The sequence below is a fragment of the Gordonia alkanivorans NBRC 16433 genome, assembly GCF_000225505.1.
GTDB classification, from domain to species: domain Bacteria; phylum Actinomycetota; class Actinomycetes; order Mycobacteriales; family Mycobacteriaceae; genus Gordonia; species Gordonia alkanivorans.
Genome location: NZ_BACI01000117.1, coordinates 66,763 through 86,683, shown reverse-complemented (window position 1 = coordinate 86,683; position 19,921 = coordinate 66,763). Strand labels below are relative to the sequence as shown.

Here is a 19,921-nt window from a genome sequence, read left to right as displayed (position 1 = left end):
CGTGGAGATCCTGCTTCTCGTCGCCAGCCTGATCGGCTTCATCGCCCTCACGCTGGGCACGGCGCTGTTCGTCGCTGCCGAGTTCTCGTTGACCGCCTTGGAACGCTCGACGATCTCGGCGGACGTGGCCAAGCGCGGGGACCGGCGCGCACGGCTGGTGCAGCGCGCGCATTCGACGCTGTCGTTCCAGTTGTCCGGCGCCCAGCTCGGCATCACGATCACCACGCTGATCACCGGCTACATCGCCGAACCCGTCCTCGCCCGCATCATCAAGCCGCCGCTGGAAGCGGCCGGGGTGAGTCCCTCGGTCGCCTCGGCGACGTCGCTGATCCTCGCTCTCGTCATCGCCACGTCGCTGTCGATGGTCCTGGGTGAGCTGATCCCGAAGAATCTCGCGATCGCCAAGTCGCTGGCCGTCGCCCGTGCCACATCGGGTCCGATGACGGCGTTCTCCGCGGTCTTCCGCTGGGCGATCAACGGACTCAACGGCACCGCGAACTGGATCGTCCGCCGGTTGGGCATCGAACCGACCGACGAGCTCGCCTCGGCCCGCTCACCGCAGGAACTCGTGTCGCTGGTCCGCAACTCGGCCCGGCGCGGCGCGCTCGACGAGCAGACCGCCACGCTGGTGGACCGTTCGCTGCGCTTCGGTGAGCTGACCGCCGAGGATCTGATGACGCCGCGAGTCACCATCGACACCCTCGACCGCGAGGACACCGTCCGCGATCTCGTGATGGCGTCGTCGCGCACCGGGCACTCGCGTTTCCCCGTCGTCGTCGACGGTGACCTCGACGACCTCGTCGGCGTGGTCCACATCAAGCAGGCGTTCACCATCCCGCCCGAGCGTCAGGCCACCACGCGCGTCACCTCGATCGCACGCAGCGTGCCGCGCGTCCCCGCCAGCCTCGACGGCGACGCTCTGATGCAACGCATCCGCGCCGACGGCATGGAGCTGTGCGTCGTCATCGACGAATACGGCGGGACCGCGGGCATCGTCACCACCGAGGACCTCATCGAGGAGATCCTCGGCGACGTCACCGACGAACACGACGACGAGCGCGCCGACGTCGCGATCGACGGCAACGGCTATCTCTGTGCGGGGCTGCTGCGCATCGACGAGCTCTACGACGCGACCGGCTATCACGCCCCCGACGGTCCGTACGACACGCTCGGCGGCCTGATCATGTACTGCCTCGGACGCATTCCCACGGTCGACGACGTCGTCGACCTGCCCCGCCGCTCCCCGGTCGGCGACGGCGACGACGACTCGCCCGAGATGCCCGAAGCCCGCGACGACATCACCTGGCGGGCCACCGTCGCCCAGATGGACGGCCGACGCATCGACGTCGTCGCATTGCGACCGGCCCCCGCCGGCGACTCCCTCGGCGACGAGCCACGAGACACGGAGGCCGGAGATGGGTGACCTCTGGGCTGTCGTCCTCGCCTTCGCACTGCTGGGCGGCAACGCCTTCTTCGTCGGCGCCGAGTTCTCGCTGATCTCGGCGCGCCGCGACCGGCTCGAGGCGTTGGCCGAGAGCGGCAAGAGTCGTGCACGAACCGTCATCAAGGCCGGTGAGAACCTGTCGCTGATGCTGGCCGGCGCCCAGCTGGGCATCACGATCTGTTCGATCCTGCTCGGCCGCGTCGGCGAACCCGCGGTCGCGCACCTCATCGAGAAACCGCTGGAACTCGCGCACGTGCCGCACGCGCTGCTGCACCCGATCTCGTTCGCCATCGCGTTGTCGCTGGTGGTGGTGCTGCACATCCTGCTGGGTGAGATGGTGCCGAAGAACATCGCCCTCGCGGGACCCGAGTCGGCGGCGATGCTGCTGGTCCCGGTGCACCTGATGTTCATCCGCCTGGTGCGTCCGCTCATCTCCTTCTACAACTGGCTCGCCAACATCTCGCTGCGCCTGATGCGCGTGGAACCGAAGGACGAACTCGAGTCCACGGTGTCGCTGGGCGAGCTGGCGCAGATGCTCGGCGAGTCCAAGCAGGAAGGTCTCATCGATGCCGAGGAACACGAGCGCCTCACCCGCGCTCTGCAGTCCATCGGCCGCACCGTCGCCGAGGTGATGATCCCCCTCGAGAAGATGCGCAGCGTCAAGGTCCAGGTGTCGGCGACCGGCGGGATCGGCCCGACACTCGGCGCCGTCGAGAAGGCCGTCAGCGAGACCGGGTTCTCCCGCTTCCCGGTCCGCGGATCCGACGGCACGTTCACCGGTTACCTGCATCTGAAGGACGTCCTCGACGAGATCCTCGACGAGCACATCGGCCCGGACACCATCATCGGTGTCGACAAGATCCGCCCGCTGCCGGTCATCGCGTCCAACACACCCCTCGACGAGGCGACCACCGTGCTGCGCCGCACCAGCTCGCACCTGGGCGCCGTCGTTGACGACAACGGCCGCACGATCGGCATCGTCCCGCTCGCCGACCTCGTCGAGGAGTTCGTCGGCAACGTCCGGGACGAGACCCACCGGGTGTGACGACCGTGACCGCGCACGTGGAAGAGCAGACCGTGTTGACGGGCCGCGAGTGGCGGGCCCGGCGCGACGAGCATCAGGGACGCGTCGACGCGCTCATCGGTCCGTACCTGGAGGCGCGCCGCAAGGGCGGCAAGCATCCCGTCGTCGACTTCCTGTTCACCTACTACTCGTCGCGGCCGTCCCATGTGCTGCGCTGGCATCCGGGCTTCGGCGTGCGTCTCGAGGACGCCGACGAGTTCCTGCCCCTGCGCGGCTACGAACGTGCCGACTCCGGTGTGCACGTGGGCATCGACTACGTCCGACGCCGCCGCGACGCACTGCAGGCCACGGTGGATCTGCTCGACGCCACCGCCGCGCGTCCGGCCCGGCTGGGCTGCTTCGGGCTCCACGAGTGGGCCATGGTCTACCGCACCGACGAGACCCGGCACGACATCCCCTTGCGTCTGGGTGCCGCCGGCACCGACCGGGTCGTCGAACAGATGCCGTTGCGCTGCACGCACTTCGACGCGTACCGCTTCTTCACCGAGCCGGCGCGGCCGCGCAACGAGAACGAGCTGAACCGTGCGTCGCAGATCGACCACGAACAGCCGGGGTGCCTGCACGCGACCATGGACCTCTACCGGCACTGCTTCACCCTGGCGCCGCTGTTGCCCGCCGACCTCACCGTCGACTGCTTCGAACTGGCGCTGCGCGCTCGTGACCTCGACATGCGTGCGAGTCCGTACGACCTGCGCCACCTGGGATATGAGCCGGTCCCGATCGAGACCCCCGCCGGACGAGCCGAATACGTCCGGGAACAATCGGCCATCGCCGACGCCGGAACACAACTCCGCGCGGAGGTGTTGGGGCGGTGTACGCACCTGGCCGAGATCGCTCGCCACGCCTAAACAGGACGCCTGTACGGTTCAGCGTTACCGGCTAGTAGCATGGATGTCGTCTTCATTCGCTCGAGAAAGGCAATCATGTCGGACCGGATCACCGTCAACGGGTTGCAGGTCGCTTCCGTCCTGTACGACTTCATCAACAACGAGGCGTTGCCCGGTACCGGTGTAGAGGCCGACGCCTTCTGGTCGGGTGCGGCATCGGTGATCGCCGACCTCGCCCCACGCAACCGTGAGCTGCTCGCCGTCCGCGACGATCTGCAAACCAAGATCGACGCCTGGCACCGCGATCACCAGGGCGCCGACCTCACCCCGGGCTCTGCGGATTTCGACGCCTACAAGTCCTTCCTGACCGAGATCGGTTACCTCGCCGAGGTCCCGGCCGACTTCCAGATCACCACCGGCAATGTGGACCGCGAGATCGCCGAGACCGCCGGTCCGCAGCTGGTCGTGCCGGTCCTCAACGCCCGGTTCGCGCTGAACGCCTCCAACGCCCGCTGGGGTTCGCTCTACGACGCCCTGTACGGCACCGACGCGATCCCGGAGACCGACGGCGCCGAGAAGGGTTCGTCGTACAACAAGGTGCGCGGCGACAAGGTCATCGCCTACGCCAAGGACTTCCTGGACAAGGCGGTCCCGCTCGAGCAGTGCAGCTACACCGACGTGCGGTCCTTCGCCGTTCAGGACGGCGCCCTGCAGGTGACCCTCGACGGGGGCGCGACCTCGACGCTGGCCGATCCGGCCGCCTTCGTCGGCTACCGCGGCGACGCCGGCTCACCGTCCTCGATCCTGCTGCGCAACAACGGTCTTCACCTCGACATCGAGATCGATCCCTCCTCGCCGATCGGTTCCACCGATCCGGCCGGCATCAAGGACGTCGTCGTCGAGTCCGCGATCACCACGATCATGGACTTCGAGGACTCGGTCGCCGCGGTCGACGCCGAGGACAAGGTCACCGGCTACCGCAACTGGCTGGGCCTGAACAAGGGCGATCTGTCCGAAGAGGTCACCAAGGGTGGCAAGACCTTCACCCGTGTGCTCAACGGCAACCGCGAGTACACCGCTCCCGACGGCACCGGCTTCGACCTCCACGGCCGTTCGCTGCTGTTCGTGCGCAACGTCGGTCACCTGATGACCAACGACGCGATCCTCGACGCCGACGGCAATGAGGTTCCCGAGGGCATCCTCGACGGCCTGGTCACCTCGCTGATCGGCATCCACGGCCTGAGCGCAGAGGGTCTGCAGAACTCGCGGACCGGTTCGGTCTACATCGTGAAGCCGAAGATGCACGGCCCCGACGAGGTCGCCTTCACCGTCGAGCTGTTCGGTCGCGTCGAGCAGGTGCTCGGCCTGCCCGCCAACACGCTCAAGGTCGGCATCATGGACGAGGAACGCCGCACCACGGTCAACCTGAAGGCATGTATCAAGGCCGCCTCGGAGCGCGTGGTGTTCATCAACACCGGCTTCCTCGACCGCACCGGCGACGAGATCCACACCTCCATGGAGGCCGGCGCCATGGTGCGCAAGGCCGAGATGAAAAAGCAGAAGTGGATCGCGGCGTACGAGGACTTCAACGTCGACACCGGCCTGCACGCCGGCCTGCAGCACAAGGCGCAGATCGGCAAGGGCATGTGGGCCATGCCGGACCTGATGGCCGACATGCTCGAGCAGAAGATCGGTCACCCCAAGGCCGGCGCCACCACCGCATGGGTGCCCTCGCCGACCGCCGCGACCCTGCACGCGCTGCACTACCACCAGGTCGACGTCTTCGAACGTCAGGACGAGATCGCCAAGCGCGACCCGGCGTCGGTCGACGACATCCTCACCGTGCCGCTGGCCGCGAAGACCGACTGGTCCGACGAGGAGAAGCAGCAGGAACTCGACAACAACTGCCAGTCGATCCTGGGCTACGTGGTCCGCTGGATCGATGCCGGCGTCGGCTGCTCGAAGGTGCCCGACATCCACGACGTCGCACTGATGGAGGACCGCGCCACCCTGCGTATCTCCAGCCAGCTGCTGGCGAACTGGCTGCGCCACGGCATCGTCTCCGAGGCCGACATCGTCGCATCGCTCGAGCGGATGGCCCCGGTCGTCGACCGCCAGAACGCCGGCGACAAGGCCTACAAGCCGATGGCCCCGGACTTCGACTCCAACATCGCCTTCCAGGCGGCCAAGGAGCTGATCCTCGAGGGCACGACGCAGCCCAGCGGCTACACCGAGCCGATCCTGCATCGCCGTCGCCGCGAGTACAAGGCCGCCAACGCGGCCGGCTGACACCTCGGTCACGACGCACTGATACGACCGTGCCGGTCCCCGGTGGACCGGCACGGCGTATCGTCGTACCCTGCGCTGCACATCGACCGGGTGGAGCCCGGGGACAGCACGCTCAGAGCAGGGAGGGCATCGGCGTTGGCACATCATCGGAACCGCGGCGAGAGTATCCGCAACCGTGGCGTCAGCCGAGGTGTCGTCTTCGCACTGCTGTCGATTCTGCTCGTCGCCGCCATCGTGGTCACCTGGCGCGACCTCGGTGACCGCATCAACCGGCAGGCCGACGACGCCGCCGCCCAATGCGTCGAGGGCGCCACGTCGGTGCCGATCATCGCCGACCCCGACATCGCACCCGGGCTCGCCGCGATCGCGACCTCCTTCACGAACACGAAACCGGTGGTCCGCGACCACTGCGTCACCATCGCCGTCCGGCCCGGCGACGCGAAGATCACCCTCGACGGCCTGACCGGGAAGTGGGACGCCGAGTCGATGGGTGCCTACCCCGCTGCCTGGGTGCCGCAGTCGTCGGTGTGGTCGGCGGATCTGGCCACGGCCAAACCCGATCTGATCGAGGGCAACTCCCGTTCACTCGTCTCGACACCGGTCGTTCTCGCGGTCTCGCCCGAACTCGCCAAGGCCGCCGGCGACCAGCTCGACTGGTCGCAGATCCCGCTCCTGCAGCAACGCGACGCCTCGCTCACCGAGTTCGGCCTGCAGGGCTGGGGCTCGTTGCGCATGGCGATGCCGATCGGCGCCCAGTCCGATGCCAGTGCACTGGCGGCGCAGGCCGTCGCCACCCGCGTGACACGGACGACCGGCCCGCTGACCACCGCCGACGCCGAGTCGCCGCGGGTGACCTCCAGCGTGAAGGCGATGCTCGGCGGCGCGCCGCTCTCGCCCGATGGAACCCCGCAGGGCGCGGCCACCGCGATCGCCAATGCCGCCGACCCGGCCAAAGCCGAGATCCACGCCGTGCCGATCACCGAGCAGCGGCTGTACCAGATCACCAAGACCGACCAGCCCGCGCGGCTGTCAGAGGTGATCCCGTCCGGACCGACGCCGATCGCGGACTACCCGATCATCCGTCTCTCCGGCCCGGAGGTCGGAGACGTCGCGGCCGACGCGGTCGCGGACTTCATCTCCTACGCATCACAGCCCGAACAGCTGAAGCTGCTCACCGAACTCGGCTTCCGCGGCGACGCCCCGATGCCGTCGGCCACCGCCACGGTCACCTTCCCGCGAACCCGCGATCCGATGCCCACGCCGGAGGACGGCGCGATCGTCGCCATCAACCGCGTCGTCTACGGACCGACGAGTGTGCCGGCGAGCTCTGCGGTCTCGCCGGCACCTTCGGGAACCGCGGGCGGGTAGCCCTCAGCTGCTGTAGGCCTCGATCGGCGCGCAGCTGCACACCAGGTTGCGGTCGCCGTACACGCCGTCGATACGACGCACCGAGGGCCACACCTTGGCCCGGGCACCGGCCGACGGGAGTCCCTGCGGGTAGACCGCGATCTCTCGCGAGTACGGGTGGTCCCACTCGCCCACCAGCGCCTCGGCGGTGTGCGGTGCCCCGCGCAGCGGGTTGTCGTCGACCGGCCACTCGCCGCTGCCGACCCGGTCGATCTCCTCGCGGATGGCGATCATGGCGTCGCAGAACGCGTCGATCTCGTCGAGATTCTCGCTCTCGGTGGGCTCGACCATCAACGTGCCGGCCACCGGGAAGCTCATGGTCGGCGCGTGGAAACCATAGTCGGCCAAGCGCTTTGCCACATCGTCGACCGAAACGCCGGTCTCCTTGGTGATCGCCCTGAGGTCGAGAATGCACTCGTGCGCGACGAAGCCGCCCTCGCCGGTGTAGAGCACCGGGTAGTGGTCGCCGAGCCGCTTGGCGACGTAGTTCGCCGCGGTGATGGCCGTCAGCGTCGCCCGGCGTAGACCGGCCGCACCCATCATCGCGATGTAGGCGTAGGTGATCGGCAGGATCGTCGCCGACCCGTACGGTGCCGCGGCGATGGTCGCGGTGCCGGGCAATTCGTCGGCGAGGGGGTGCCCGGGCAGGAACGGTGCGAGGTGCTCGCGTACCGCAACCGGACCCACGCCCGGGCCGCCGCCGCCGTGCGGGATGCAGAAGGTCTTGTGCAGGTTCAGGTGGCTGACGTCGCCGCCGAAATGACCCGGACGTGCCACGCCGACCAGGGCGTTGAGGTTGGCACCGTCGACGTAGACCTGGCCGCCGGCGTCGTGGACGGCACCGCAGATGTCGCGGATGTCGTGCTCGAAAACGCCGTGCGTCGACGGGTAGGTGATCATGATGGCCGCGATCCGGCCCTCGTTCGCGGCGATCTTCGCGCGCAGATCCTCGAGATCGACGTCGCCGTTCTCCCGGCAGCCGACCACGACGACGCGCATGCCCGCCATGACCGCCGACGCGGCGTTGGTGCCGTGGGCGCTCGACGGGATCAGGCAGATGTCGCGGTCGATGTCGCCCCGGCTGCGGTGGTACCCCCGGATCGCGAGCAGTCCGGCGAACTCACCCTGCGACCCCGCGTTCGGCTGCAGGCTCACGCGGTCGTAGCCGGTGACGGCGACGAGCCAGTCCTCGAGGGTGGAGATCAGCTCGCGGATGCCGACGGTGTCCTCCACCGGCGCGAACGGGTGGAGACCGGCGAACCCGGGCCAGGTGATGGGTTCCATCTCCGTGGTCGCGTTGAGCTTCATGGTGCAGGAGCCGAGCGGAATCATGCTGCGGTCGAGCGCGATGTCCTTGTCGGACAAGGCCCGCAGGTAGCGCAGCATCGCCGTCTCGGTGCGGTACCGGTTGAACGCCGGGTGCGTCAGGTACTCGCTGGTGCGGTTCTCGATGGGCTGGGCGAAGTCGAGCGGTTGCACACCGGTGGCGCCGAACGCCCGCAGTACACCGTCGAGGTCGGCCTCGGTGGTGGTCTCGTCGCAGGCGATGGAGACGGTGTCGGTGTCGACGCGGCGGAGGTTGATGCCCTCGCGGCGAGCCTGGGCGATGATCACATCGGCCTGGCCGGGAGCACGGACCTCGACGGTGTCGAAGAACGAGCCGTGTGCGACCGAGAAGCCGCCCGCCGCCAGCGAGTTCGCCAGGCGGACCGCGGCGTCGTGGGTGCGGCGCGCGATGGCCCGGAGCCCCTCCGGTCCGTGGTATGACGCGTACATTGCGGCCATCACGGCGAGCAGAACCTGCGCCGTACAGATGTTGCTGGTGGCCTTCTCACGGCGAATGTGCTGCTCACGGGTCTGCAAGGCCAGGCGGTAGGCGAGGTTGCCGTCGGCGTCCTTGGAGATGCCGACCAGTCGCCCCGGCAGCTGGCGGGCGTGCTTCGAACCGACCGCGAGGTAACCGGCGTGCGGACCGCCGAAGCCCATCGGCACGCCGAAACGCTGCGTGGTGCCGAAGCACGCATCCGCGCCCTGCTCCCCCGGCGGCGTGATGAGCGTCAGTGCGAGGAGGTCGCCACCGACCGCGACCAGGGCGCCACGTTCGTGCGCGGCGGCGATGATCGGAGCGGCGTCGACGATGCGGCCCGACGCGCCGGGCACCTGCAGGATGACGCCGAAGAAGTCGCCGTCGGGCAGGCCGTGGTCCGGCCGCTCCGAATCCAGCGACGCCTCGACGACCGCGATGCCGAGCGGCTCGGCGCGGGTCTCGATCACCGCACGGGTCTGCGGGAAGAGATCGGCGTCGACGACGACACGTGGCGACTTGGACTTGCCGGCGCGCCGAAGCAACGTCATCGCCTCGGCGGCCGCGGTGGCCTCGTCGAGCATCGACGCGTTCGCCACCTCCATGCCGGTGAGGTCGGCGACCATGGTCTGGAAGTTCAGCAGCGCCTCGAGGCGTCCCTGGCTGATCTCCGGCTGGTACGGCGTGTACGCGGTGTACCAGGCCGGGTTCTCCAGGACGTTGCGCAGGATGACGCCGGGCGTGTGGGTGCCGTAGTAGCCGAGGCCGATCATCGAACGGGCCGCGGTGTTACGGGCCGCGAGCCCGCTGAGCTCGGCGAGCACCTCGCTCTCACTCTGCGGCTGCGGCAGTGCGCCCAGCACGTTCGAGTCGAGTTCGTCCGCGATGACCGCGGGGATGGCGCGATGGGCCAGTTCGTCGAGCGACGACACACCGATCACCGAGAGCATGCGCTGCGTCTCGTCGGGGTCGGGTCCGACGTGGCGGTCCACGAAGGTGACTGGCGCTGACGACGGGTCGGCTGAGGGCATGATGAGGGCAACCTCTCGCAGGCGCCGGCGCGGTGCCGGCAGGCTCGCCCTCCCCCTCTGTCATGTCGCCGGCCGGTGGCCGGGAGGACGCCTGAGAGATTCGGTGCCACGCGACGTTGCGTGACGACCTTTCACCGTGGGCGGACGACTGATCGTCACTTTCCAGAGACGCCGTCACCACCACGGTCCGGGTGCCTGAGAGTTTGACGGAGAGGTGTTGCTCCTTCGGCGGTCACCCGTACTGCTCGGTGACGCTCTCCCGTGGCGTAGCGACGCGCGCACCAGTGTACGCAGGTCGTTGCCGTGTTGGTCCAGACGACATCGCGAGAGTCGTGAGGATCACGTGACGGGATGCTGTGAGGGGCGGTGCTAACCGGTGCGACGGGTGCGGCTCTTGCGTCGCGCCGCGAGCTCGTCCTCGGGTGCCGTCTCGCTGACGCCGCCGTCGGCGCGTTCCCCCGGGAAATCGGCGATGGTGCCGGTCAGCTCGCGCATCGCACCGCTGACCGCGATGCCGAACACTCCCTGCCCACCCTGGAGGAGGTCGACCACCTCTTCGGCGGAGGTGCATTCGTAGACGGTCGTGCCGTCGGAGAACAGGGTGATCTTCGCCAGATCCTCGACGCCACGCTTGCGGAGGTGGTCGACGGCGACACGGATGTTCTGCAGCGAGATGCCGGTGTCGAGCAGTCGCTTGACGATCTTGAGGACGAGGATGTCCTTGAACGAGTACAGACGCTGGCTGCCCGAGCCGGCGGCGCCGCGGATCGACGGGACGACCAGCGAGGTGCGAGCCCAGTAGTCGAGCTGGCGGTAGGTGATGCCGGCGATCTGGCAGGCACTCGGCACGCGGTAGCCGACGAGCTCGTCGGGCACGGTGTCGTCGGGGAAGAGACCCGGTGCGATCTCCTCGAGGCTGCCCTGGGTCGGGCCCGCGGGGCGATCGGACACAGCGTGGTCGGGTGACGGGTCGCTCGACGTCACTTCACTGTCGACCGGACGATCGCCCACTTGATGTCTCCCTCGCAAAGCTCGGACCGGATGCCGCATCACATGCCTGACATCCACGTCCACAGTACGCGGTCCAGGCCCTGCTCGGGTCAGCCGATCACATCTTCATCGGCCCGTGAGTGGTGCTCGATGTCGGGTTTGACGCTATGCCGCGCGGGACACCGGATCAACGCGACGCGCCATGTGGCTCAACCTCAAGTTGAGATTGAGACATACGGTGACCTCTCGGTTGCCGTTCCGTGACCGGGTACAGCCTCAGGCGCCGCTGGCCTTGAAATCGTCGGGCGAGACGTTGTCGAGGAATTCCTTGAACTTCTCGACCTCGTCCTCTTTGGTCCCGTCGACCGACTCGGCGGTGGCGTCCTCGGGCTCCTCTTCCGGGATCAGCAGACCGGCCTCGGCGAGGACCTCTTCGTCGGCGATGATCGGCACCTCGGCACGCATCGCGACGGCGATGGAATCCGACGGCCGCGCGGACACCCGGAGATCGCCCGAGAAGATCATCTCGGCATAGAAGGTGCCCTCTTGCATGTCGACGATGCGCACCTCGAGGAGCGTCTGGCCGAACTCGCGGATGAGGTTCACGATCAGGTCGTGGGTCAGCGGGCGGGGCGGCTCGATCCCCTTCTGACGCAAGGCGATCGACGCGGCCTCACTCTGTCCGATCCAGATCGGCAGGTAGCGCTCGCCGTCGACCTCACGGAGTAGGAGCACGGGCTGACTCTGCGGGGGCTCGACCCTGATGCCCACCACACGCATCTCGCTCATCTCGCACCTCCCAGACGCCTCGTAGGGCGATCGATTGATGACCTCGACGCTACACCGCTCAGGCGATACACGGCGGCCGACTCGCTGCTGCGCGACACGATCATTCCGGCCCGATGAGGACCCCGGGGAACGCGGAGTGTGCTGGTCGAGGAAGAGTTCAGTCGAGCACGTCGCGGACGGCCGACTTGACCAACTGCGTGTGCAGGGTCACCGACAGCGCCGCGATCTCGCGGACGAGTTCCTCGGCGCGGTCTCGCGCACCGGTCCCCTTGCCCTTGGCTATGGGGTTGGCGATCTGGGCGACCAGACCGGCCTCCCGGTCCGCGGACACCTTGAAGGCACGCAGATGGCGCGTCTCGAGTCCATAGCTGGCCAGCGCCGCGGCGGCCTCGACGAGGCGCACCGCATCCTCGTCGAAGAAGCCGGCCGGTCCGGGGGTCAGCAGTCCGTTGCGCTGCAGTTCGGTCACGAACGCCGAGTCGACGCCCGTGCGCTCGATCAGCGTCTCCCGGGACACCCGCCCGGCGCGCGCACCGAAATCGGTTGCGGGGGCCACGGTGCCGCGGGCCGTGGACAACGCCACGGTCCCGCCGGAACCGAAGCCACCGTTCCCGTTGTCGATCGCGTCGAGCTGTTCCTTGATGACCTTCAGCGGGAGATACCGGTCCCGCTGGGCGGTCAGTACGAAGCGCAACCGTTCACAGTCGGCTTCGCTGAATCGCCGATAGCCGGACGGCGCCCGCTCCGGGGTCACCAGACCCTCCGATTCCAGGAACCGGATCTTCGAGATCGTGATGTCTGGGAAGTCATCACGCAACTGGGCGAGGACCGTGCCGATGGACATCGATCCCTCGCCGCGGGGGGCTGTGGACGCCGTCACGACGTATCAGGCGTCGGCTTCGTCGCGTGGTCCGCTGAGGAAGACCAGACGGAACTTGCCGATCTGGACTTCGTCGCCGTTGCTCAGCGATGCGGTGTCGACGGGCTCCCGGTTGACGTAGGTGCCGTTGAGGCTGCCCACGTCGACGACCTGAAACTCGTTGTCGCCGAGACGGAATTCCGCGTGACGACGGCTGACCGTCACATCGTCGAGGAAGATGTCGCTGTCGGGATGCCGACCTGCGGAGGTCGTCGGCTGGTCGAGGAGGAACCGCGATCCCGCGTTGGGTCCCCGCTTCACGACAAGCAGCGCGGTCCCGGGAGCGAGTCGCTCGACTCCCGTCTCGGCCGGCTCACTCGAGGTGCTGGTTCCGGCATCGAGTTCATTGATGAACTCCTCCCGGAACACCGAGGTGGTCTCCACCGGCGCCTCGAAGTCCCTGTCGTTTTCGCTCACCACTTCTCCTTCGTCGTCGTCAGTGCAATCGCACTGTCAGTGCACACCGCACTGTTCGGCCAGCCGCACTGTCCGGCCGTCCACGTCTCCGGTCCCGATCGCGGTCTCGCGTCGGCTCGGAGTCGGCTCTCGCCACGATGGCCGGTTGAATCTACATGACATGTGCGGACGGGTAGATCTCGGTGCATGATCGCGAAGTTGGTTCACGTCACGCCTCTTTCCCACTGCCGTAACCGTACCGGTCATGTCGATCGCACCGGCGAGCGAGTCGACTCCGGCACGGTCGATCATATCGTCACCGGGGCGATCAGCCAGGTCGATCAGAGCCACCGGGGCGTATCGGCGGGAAGTCCTACCCTTCGATGACGGCGCGGTAGCCCGCGGCGTCGAGAACATCACCCAGTTGCTCGTCGAGGGTCGCCTCGTCGGCGGCCTCGATCTCCACCAGCCAGCCCTCACCGTACGGGTCCGAATTGACCAGTTCCGGTGAGGCGTCCAGTGCGTCGTTGACCGCGCTGACGGTACCGGTCAACGGCCCGAAGATGTCGGAGACACTCTTGGTCGACTCGACCTCGGCGAAGGACTCGCCGACGGTGACCTCTGCACCGGAGTCGGGCAGCTGCACGAACACCACGTCGCCGAGCGCATCCTGCGCGAAGTCGGTGATGCCGATGCGCACGGCCGTCGGCCCGATCTTCTCGATCCACTCATGTTCTGCGGTATAGCGCAGGTCTTCTGGCACTTTGCTGTCGGTCACAAGGGCCCCTTTCGTTCCCGTCAGACTCTACTGTCTGGGGAGGTGTCGGCCTGACGGCGCGACGGCATGTGTCGCATCACCAGGATCGTCTGATACCAGTACAGGACGAAGGACCACAGGTAGAGCCCCACGCCCCAGATCATGAACGCCCACCCGATCGGGTAGGCGAAGCCGCTCACCGCATCGATCTGTCCGGCGAGCAGCCACGGGAACGCGCTCATCAGCGCGAAGGTCGCCGCCTTGCCGATGTAGAGCACCGGGAGTGCGAACACACCGCGCGAGCGCAGCAGCGGTGCCGTGGCGAACAGCAGTACGTCGCGCCCGATGATGATGCCGATGAGCCACCACGGGATGAACTCCCGCACGCCGAAGGCCAGCGGGATGATCACGATGTACAGCCGGTCGGCCGCCGGGTCGAGCAGGGCCCCGATCCGCGAGGACTGATCGAGCAGCCGCGCGAGTTTCCCGTCGAGCCAGTCGGAGACCCCGGAGAAGATCAACACCGCGAACGCCCACCCGTCGGCCTTCTCGACGAGCAGCAGCCAGAGGAAGACCGGGATGAGGACGAGCCGAAGCACGCTGAGCGCGTTCGGCACCGTCACGATCCGGTCCGGAGCCGGCGTGGGTGCCGCCTCCGGTTCGGTCACCGGAAGATCCCGATGATGCCCTGCAGCGTCTTCGCCCCGCCGGAGGAGAAGAGGTTGTCGTGGACCATGTAGGTCCACGTCGTCGTCGAGCGGTGCAGATCCGAGGAACCGAGGTCGACTCCGTCCGCGGTGATCTCGGCCTCCCGGAACGTCTCCCGTGCCTTCTCGAGCGCCTTGGCGGGCAGATCGGAGAACTCCGCGAGGATCATCCGGTGGAACTCGTCGAGCGGGCTCTCCTTACCCAACGACCGCAGATGGATGCTCGCCCGGACATCGGAGACGAACGCGAGATGGTCTGCCCACGCACGGTCGAGGTGGTAGAGCACGATCTCGCGGGCCGCCTGGCTCAGCACCTCTCGCGGCACGGTCTCGGTGGCGGCCTTCGACGTTTCGTCCGACTTCTCCGCGTCGCCCGACGTCGTGGGCTTCTCCCCCGTCAGTTCGGCGTAGCGCTCCGGTTCGAGTTCGGCGAGCTCGTCGAGCGCGGTGTCCGTGGTGAGGATCTTCATGCGCCGGTCGACGATGATGTCGCGCTGCTGGTTGACGAGCTTGTTGTAGCGCCAGGTGTTGGCGTGCAACTCCAGGCGGACGCCCTCGGCGATCCGCTGCGCCTGCTCGATGAGGTCGATGCCCTTGCTGCCCATCGAGCCGTCCTCGTTGGGCGACACCGGATCACGCTTGAACGCGAGGTTCTTGGTGACGACCGGGTCCTCGAGGCTGGAGAAGAAGACCGACGTGCCGGGGTCGCCCTGGCGTCCGGCGCGACCCCGCAACTGGCTGTCGAGACGCTCGGTGTCGTGCCGTCCGGTGCCGACCACGCACAGTCCACCGAGCTCGACGACCGCGTCGCGGGCGGCGGCGTCGTCGGCCGAGCCGCCCAGCCGGATGTCGGTACCACGACCAGCCATCTGCGTCGAGACCGTCACCGCGTTCAGCGCGCCGGCCTCGGCGATGATCTTCGCCTCCTGCGCGTCGTTCTTGGCGTTGAGGACCACCGACGACACACCCGCCTTCTCGAGGAAGTACGCGAGCTCCTCGGACTCGGCGACGTCGTGGGTGCCGATGAGGACCGGCTGGCCGGTCTCGTGGATCTCCTTGACGTAGGCCACGATCGCCTCGACCTTGTTGGCCTTGGTGTCGTAGACCCGGTCGGGCAGATCGGTGCGGATGTTCTCGGTGTTCGGCGGGATCTGCGACACCCGGAGGTCGTAGAACTGCCGGAACTGCTCTCCGGCGGCGAGCGCCGTACCGGTCATGCCGCACACCTTCGGGTAGCGGCCGATGAGCGCCTGCACCGTGATGGTGTCGATGACCTCGCCCGAGTCGGTCTGGGCGAGCCCCTCCTTGAGTTCGACGGCCGCCTGGACGCCGTCCGGCCAACGCTGCAGCTGGGCCACGCGGCCGCGCGAGGCGTTGATCAGGTGGACCCCGCCGTCGCGGACGATGTAATGGATGTCGCGTTCCAGCAGGTAGTGGGCGTGCATCGCGATGCTGACGTGCACGAGCGTGGAGCCGACGTGTTCCTCGCTGTAGAGGTTGATCCCGCCGAGTTCCTCCTCGACGAAGGCCGCACCCTCGTCGGTGAGCGTCACGTTGCGGCCCTCGGCGTCGACCTCGTAGTGCTTCTTCTTCATCCGCGACACCACGTCGTGGATGGCCTGGTCGGGAACCTCGGTCTCGGTCGATCCGGCCAGCACCAGCGGCACGAGTGCCTCGTCGACGAGCACCGAGTCGGCCTCGTCGATGATCGCGACGTCGGGCTTGGGTGAGACGAGGTCGGCCTCGGACAGGGCCAGCTGGTCGCGGAGGACGTCGAATCCGATCTCGTTGACCGAACCGTAGGTGACGTCGCCGGCGTAGGCGCGTCGACGCTCCTCGCGGCTGGAGTTCTCCGAGATGGCATGCACCGCAATGCCGAAGACGTCGAAGAGCGGCTTCATCCACTCGGCGTCGCGGGTGGCGAGGTAGTCGTTGACCGAGATGACATGGACCTGGTGTCCTTCGAGGACATACCCGATCGCGGCGATCGCACCGGCGAGCGTCTTGCCCTCACCGGTGGCCATCTCGACGATGTCGCCCTCGAGGAGACGCAGCGCGCCCTGCAGCTGGACGTCGAAGGGGCGCAGGTTGATCGAGCGGTCCGCGGCCTCCCGGACGAGCGCCAGGAACTTCGCCCGGTCGCCGGGCTTGGACCCGATGTCGAGCTTCTCGGCCTCACCGACGAAGGCGTCGTCGGCGAGTTCGGCTGCCCAATCGGTGTGGGTCTCGGCCTCCTTGATCACACTCAGCGACTTCGACTGGTTGCGAGTCGACTGGGCGCCCAGAAGTCGCCACATGCTGTTGCTCAGCTTTCCCACCGAAACACTTCTCCTGATCGTTTCCCGGCCACCTACACGACCCGTCGGGCCTCGCGGCGCCGTCAGGTCAGCAACAACGGTACGCGGCCCCTGGTAGCGCAGGGTCGGCGACATTATGATCAGTCCACCGATTTCGCCCCTGACGCATTTCGCCCCTGCTCCCCTCACCCTAGGACGGCTGATGAGCGCGACCCTCTCGAGCAGGACACGCCTACGTCTGGTCCGGGCCGTCCTGGCCGGGATGCTGGTGGCGACCGGTATCGGACTCGGCGCGTTCAACGCCTGGTGGGTCGCCTTGTCCTTCGGTGTTCCGCTGGTCTTCCTGGGGATCGCGATCAGTCCGCGCGCGTCGCGGGTGTCCGAGCTGCCGGAGTTCCGGCGCGGTGTCACGCGAGACGCACCGCAGATCGAGGTCGGGGCGCTCACGCGCAGCAGCCTCGGGGCCGAGGACATGCAGCCGACGATGGTGACCGCGACCGTCAACCCGCCGAATGACACCGCCTACGAGGCGCGATGGATCACCTCGATGAGCAAGGGGCATTTCCAGGCGCTGGCGTCGAGCCCGTTCACGACGCTGCCGCCCGACCAGTTGCCGCCGCGCGATCAGACCGACACCCCCGAGTTCGACGACCACCCCGGCCGGTGGGCGGTCATCTATCCCGCGGTGACCCTCGTGACGGCCGTCGCCCTGCTCTTCGGTGTCGCCGAGAGCTGGACGATCTCGGTCCCGTCGATGCCGTCCTTCGGTTCGGCCGTCGACATCGACGACGCCGACGACGCCGAGGCCACACTCGCCGAGCGCCACCAACGACTCCTCGACGAGATCGTCGACTACCTCGGACCCGGCGCGACCCGAAATCTGTTGCGCCTGAGCTACAATCTCGATTCGACCTCCGATCAGGCCATCGTGTTCGATCCCACGAACGGCCGCGCGACGAACATCAACGTCTGGGACGGGGGTTCCAATGCGTCGGCGACCCGCACCATGGACCGGGCGGACAAGACCTTCGACGCGGCCTCGATCAACCCGGGTTCGCTGGGCGACATCGTCGGGTCCATGCACGCCGAGGTCACGCCCATCGTGCCGGATGCCCAACTCGACGGATTCGAGATCCGACGTCCGGCGGCGAACGAGCCCGTCGTCCTCACCGGTTCGTTCGATCCCGGCGACGCTTTCATCCACGACGTCGAGATCGAGGCGCGCTCCGACGGCACCGTCGCGACGTTCTTCGACCCCGCGGACTTCGACACCGCTTTCGCGGTGGGCCGCGCCGCGCTGCCGCTCGCCGGCATCGCCCCTAACGCAGCGGCCCTCGACCAGTTCGTGATCCGCGGTATCGCCGACAACACCCCGATCATCAGCGCCAGCAGCATCCAGAACAGTGGCGGTGTCCTGATGCAGTACCGGACATCCACCAGTGACGGGCAGATCGTCATCGTGCCGGGCAAGTTCCCGGCGGTCAGCGGCGTCGAGGGAAGCTACCGGCCCGACGGTTTCTCCTTCGACGCGATCTCACCGCGATTGTTCGACCGTGTGCGCGACGACGCGATGAAGCGCGGTTCGGTCCCCGACTACGATCACGGGGCCGTCGCCATCGATGTCATCGAGCCGCATCTCCGCGACGACACGGCCTTCGTGATCCGCATCGAGATGGCGCGGGTCGACGCGTCGAAGGGCATGTATTCACTCGACGGACAGTTCATCAAGGCCGCGCACTACTGACTCGGCACCGGCCGGACTCCGAGTGGGACGGCGCCGTCGACCCGAGGTCACCAGCGATCGCGATGGATGACGGTCTCCGGGTCATACCGGCTGACCGGTCCGAAACGTCCTCGCGGCCAGCCGATCGGGACGATCGCGAACGTCTTGACCCGCCGCGGTATCCCCGCATGATTCCTCCCGAGATCGTCGACGGGTCACGCGTTGGACTTGCCGGCCTCCAGCGCGCGACGCGTGACGGCGCTCAGTTCAGCGACCGCCGCCTCCGGCGGATGCAGGACCCCGCGGTCGGTCATCGTCGTGACGATGTCGCGAACCCGGCCGTAGTACGTCGCCTGCTCTGCCGGGGTGCTGCTCGCCTCGGCATGGTTGTACAGCTTGAGTGCGGTGTCGAGGGCGTTCTGGTCGGCGGGTTCGAGGTAGCCGGCCCCGATGCGTCGTCCGTGCTTCTCACAGGCGATCCAGGCACGCCGCAGGGCAGCCACCGACTGCTGGTAGGCGTCGGCGCGACCGCGATTGCCCGGGTAGGAGTCGGTGCGCAGGGCGGTGGCCTCGTCGAGCGCGAGATGGAAGGTCTGGGTCTGATCGACGGTCACGTCGGTGACCGCGGGATACTTCAACAGCAGCGCCGGATCGAGCTCATAGCTCCCGTACGCGCTGAGCACCTCGTCGTGGCGCCGCGTCGCTTCCTCCCACAACCGCTCGGCGGCCTCGTCCGATCCCGCGTCGGCGATGCGAGGCCGGCGCAGATCGACGGGTGAGTGCTCGTCGTTCGAGGGGTCGTGGTCGGGCGGCACCGTCGCCACCGACGCCTTCTCCTTCGGCGGAGCGGCCTTCGTTTCCGTCGAAACACGTTGCGGCGCATGGACTAGTAGCCTGTCGATCACCGCGGACGCTGCCGGATCGCCCTCGATGATCGCGACCCGCCAGAAGTCGGGGTCGAGATCTTCGTCGGCTCCGGTGCCGGCGCGCGGTTGTTCTCGCGCGAAGGTCAGCTTGAGGTACTTCTGTCCGAAGACGGTGAGGTGCTGGGCCCGCCGGCCGGTCATCGGCGAGGTGTCGTCCGCCGGTCCGCCGATCGCGAACGAGCGCAGCGCGCTCAGGGGGTAGGACACCAGCGTGCGGTCCTCGTTGCCGAAGTAGACGGTGTCGTCGTCGACGGTCAGCAGCACCGCTCCGCGCTCGCCCAGTCGGCCGTATGCAGCCGCGAACAGCGACAAGGCGAGCAGTCCGGCGACCACTGCGGAGATGAGCAGACCGTCGACGCCGGCGATGTTCAGCCCGACGAGCGCGATCATCGCGACCATCATGACGATCCACGCGGCCCCCGCGGAGATGTGGTGGCGCCCCGTCAGATATTCGGTTCGGCAGGTCACCGGAACCACATCTCACCTCCGATGGCCATATCGCATCCCCCATCCGGTCGGCTACCGTAGTGA

General features: G+C 67.8%; 15 protein-coding genes and 1 riboswitch. Of the genes, 6 read left to right on the top strand and 9 right to left on the bottom strand.

Annotation, left to right across the window (positions count from 1 at the left end; all coding sequences use genetic code 11):
* The first annotated feature begins 1 nt into the window (after nt 1).
* From GOALK_RS21305 to GOALK_RS21285, 5 genes are all read left to right on the top strand, one after another.
* On the top strand, nt 2-1,423 hold the full coding sequence (locus tag GOALK_RS21305; protein ID WP_006360913.1) for a hemolysin family protein: 1,422 nt from the start codon (nt 2-4) through the stop codon (nt 1,421-1,423).
* Nucleotides 1,416-2,489: a hemolysin family protein gene (locus tag GOALK_RS21300; RefSeq protein ID WP_006360912.1), complete on the top strand. Its 1,074-nt coding sequence runs from the start codon at nt 1,416-1,418 to the stop codon at nt 2,487-2,489. The genes GOALK_RS21305 and GOALK_RS21300 overlap by 8 nt, the downstream gene beginning before the upstream one ends.
* Nucleotides 2,486-3,376: a hypothetical protein gene (locus GOALK_RS21295; RefSeq protein WP_006360911.1), complete on the top strand. Its 891-nt coding sequence runs from the start codon at nt 2,486-2,488 to the stop codon at nt 3,374-3,376. Before GOALK_RS21300 ends, GOALK_RS21295 begins: the two co-directional genes overlap by 4 nt.
* A 75-nt stretch (nt 3,377-3,451) precedes the next feature.
* Nucleotides 3,452-5,644 carry a malate synthase G gene (locus GOALK_RS21290; protein ID WP_006360910.1) on the top strand — a complete coding sequence of 731 codons (2,193 nt, stop codon included), beginning with the start codon at nt 3,452-3,454 and terminating at the stop codon, nt 5,642-5,644.
* 135 nt (nt 5,645-5,779) lie between these two features.
* Complete coding sequence (locus GOALK_RS21285) at nt 5,780-7,012, top strand: substrate-binding domain-containing protein (protein WP_006360909.1); 1,233 nt, start codon at nt 5,780-5,782, stop codon at nt 7,010-7,012.
* A gap of 3 nt (nt 7,013-7,015) precedes the next feature.
* Here the strand turns inward: GOALK_RS21285 and gcvP are convergent, their stop codons facing one another.
* The 8 genes from gcvP to secA2 all read right to left on the bottom strand — a co-directional run bounded on the left by gcvP (nt 7,016) and on the right by secA2 (nt 16,762).
* Nucleotides 7,016-9,886, bottom strand: a complete 2,871-nt coding sequence (gene gcvP, locus GOALK_RS21280; RefSeq protein WP_006360908.1) for an aminomethyl-transferring glycine dehydrogenase — start codon at nt 9,884-9,886, stop codon at nt 7,016-7,018.
* 173 nt (nt 9,887-10,059) lie between these two features.
* A riboswitch (glycine riboswitch) is annotated at nt 10,060-10,158 on the bottom strand.
* Nucleotides 10,159-10,255: 97 nt separating this feature from the next.
* On the bottom strand, nt 10,256-10,897 hold the full coding sequence (locus GOALK_RS21275; protein WP_006360907.1) for a MerR family transcriptional regulator: 642 nt from the start codon (nt 10,895-10,897) through the stop codon (nt 10,256-10,258).
* Between the two features lie 255 nt (nt 10,898-11,152).
* Entirely contained in the window at nt 11,153-11,665 is a 513-nt protein-coding gene (locus tag GOALK_RS21270; RefSeq protein WP_006360906.1) for a bifunctional nuclease family protein, read from the bottom strand.
* A 157-nt stretch (nt 11,666-11,822) separates the two neighbouring features.
* Nucleotides 11,823-12,509 carry a transcriptional regulator FtsR gene (ftsR, locus tag GOALK_RS21265; RefSeq protein WP_006360905.1) on the bottom strand — a complete coding sequence of 229 codons (687 nt, stop codon included), beginning with the start codon at nt 12,507-12,509 and terminating at the stop codon, nt 11,823-11,825.
* A gap of 42 nt (nt 12,510-12,551) precedes the next feature.
* Nucleotides 12,552-13,004, bottom strand: a complete 453-nt coding sequence (gene garA / locus GOALK_RS21260) for a glycogen accumulation regulator GarA (RefSeq protein WP_005199386.1) — start codon at nt 13,002-13,004, stop codon at nt 12,552-12,554.
* 349 nt (nt 13,005-13,353) lie between these two features.
* The gene (gcvH, locus tag GOALK_RS21255) at nt 13,354-13,758 is read right to left on the bottom strand and encodes a glycine cleavage system protein GcvH (protein WP_006360904.1); all 405 of its coding nucleotides are present in this window, start codon (nt 13,756-13,758) and stop codon (nt 13,354-13,356) included.
* Nucleotides 13,759-13,778: 20 nt separating this feature from the next.
* Nucleotides 13,779-14,405: a CDP-alcohol phosphatidyltransferase family protein gene (locus tag GOALK_RS21250; RefSeq protein WP_006360903.1), complete on the bottom strand. Its 627-nt coding sequence runs from the start codon at nt 14,403-14,405 to the stop codon at nt 13,779-13,781.
* Nucleotides 14,402-16,762: an accessory Sec system translocase SecA2 gene (gene secA2 / locus GOALK_RS21245; RefSeq protein ID WP_040004407.1), complete on the bottom strand. Its 2,361-nt coding sequence runs from the start codon at nt 16,760-16,762 to the stop codon at nt 14,402-14,404. The genes GOALK_RS21250 and secA2 overlap by 4 nt, the downstream gene beginning before the upstream one ends.
* Before the next feature lie 181 nt (nt 16,763-16,943).
* On the opposite strand from secA2, the gene GOALK_RS21240 reads away from it, so the two are divergent.
* A complete protein-coding gene (locus GOALK_RS21240; protein ID WP_035752284.1) occupies nt 16,944-18,485 on the top strand; it encodes a hypothetical protein in 1,542 nt (513 codons plus the stop codon).
* A 194-nt stretch (nt 18,486-18,679) separates the two neighbouring features.
* Here GOALK_RS21240 and GOALK_RS21235 read toward each other — a convergent pair whose 3' ends face one another.
* The gene (locus tag GOALK_RS21235) at nt 18,680-19,867 is read right to left on the bottom strand and encodes a hypothetical protein (RefSeq protein ID WP_006360900.1); all 1,188 of its coding nucleotides are present in this window, start codon (nt 19,865-19,867) and stop codon (nt 18,680-18,682) included.
* Between the last annotated feature and the right edge of the window lie 54 nt (nt 19,868-19,921).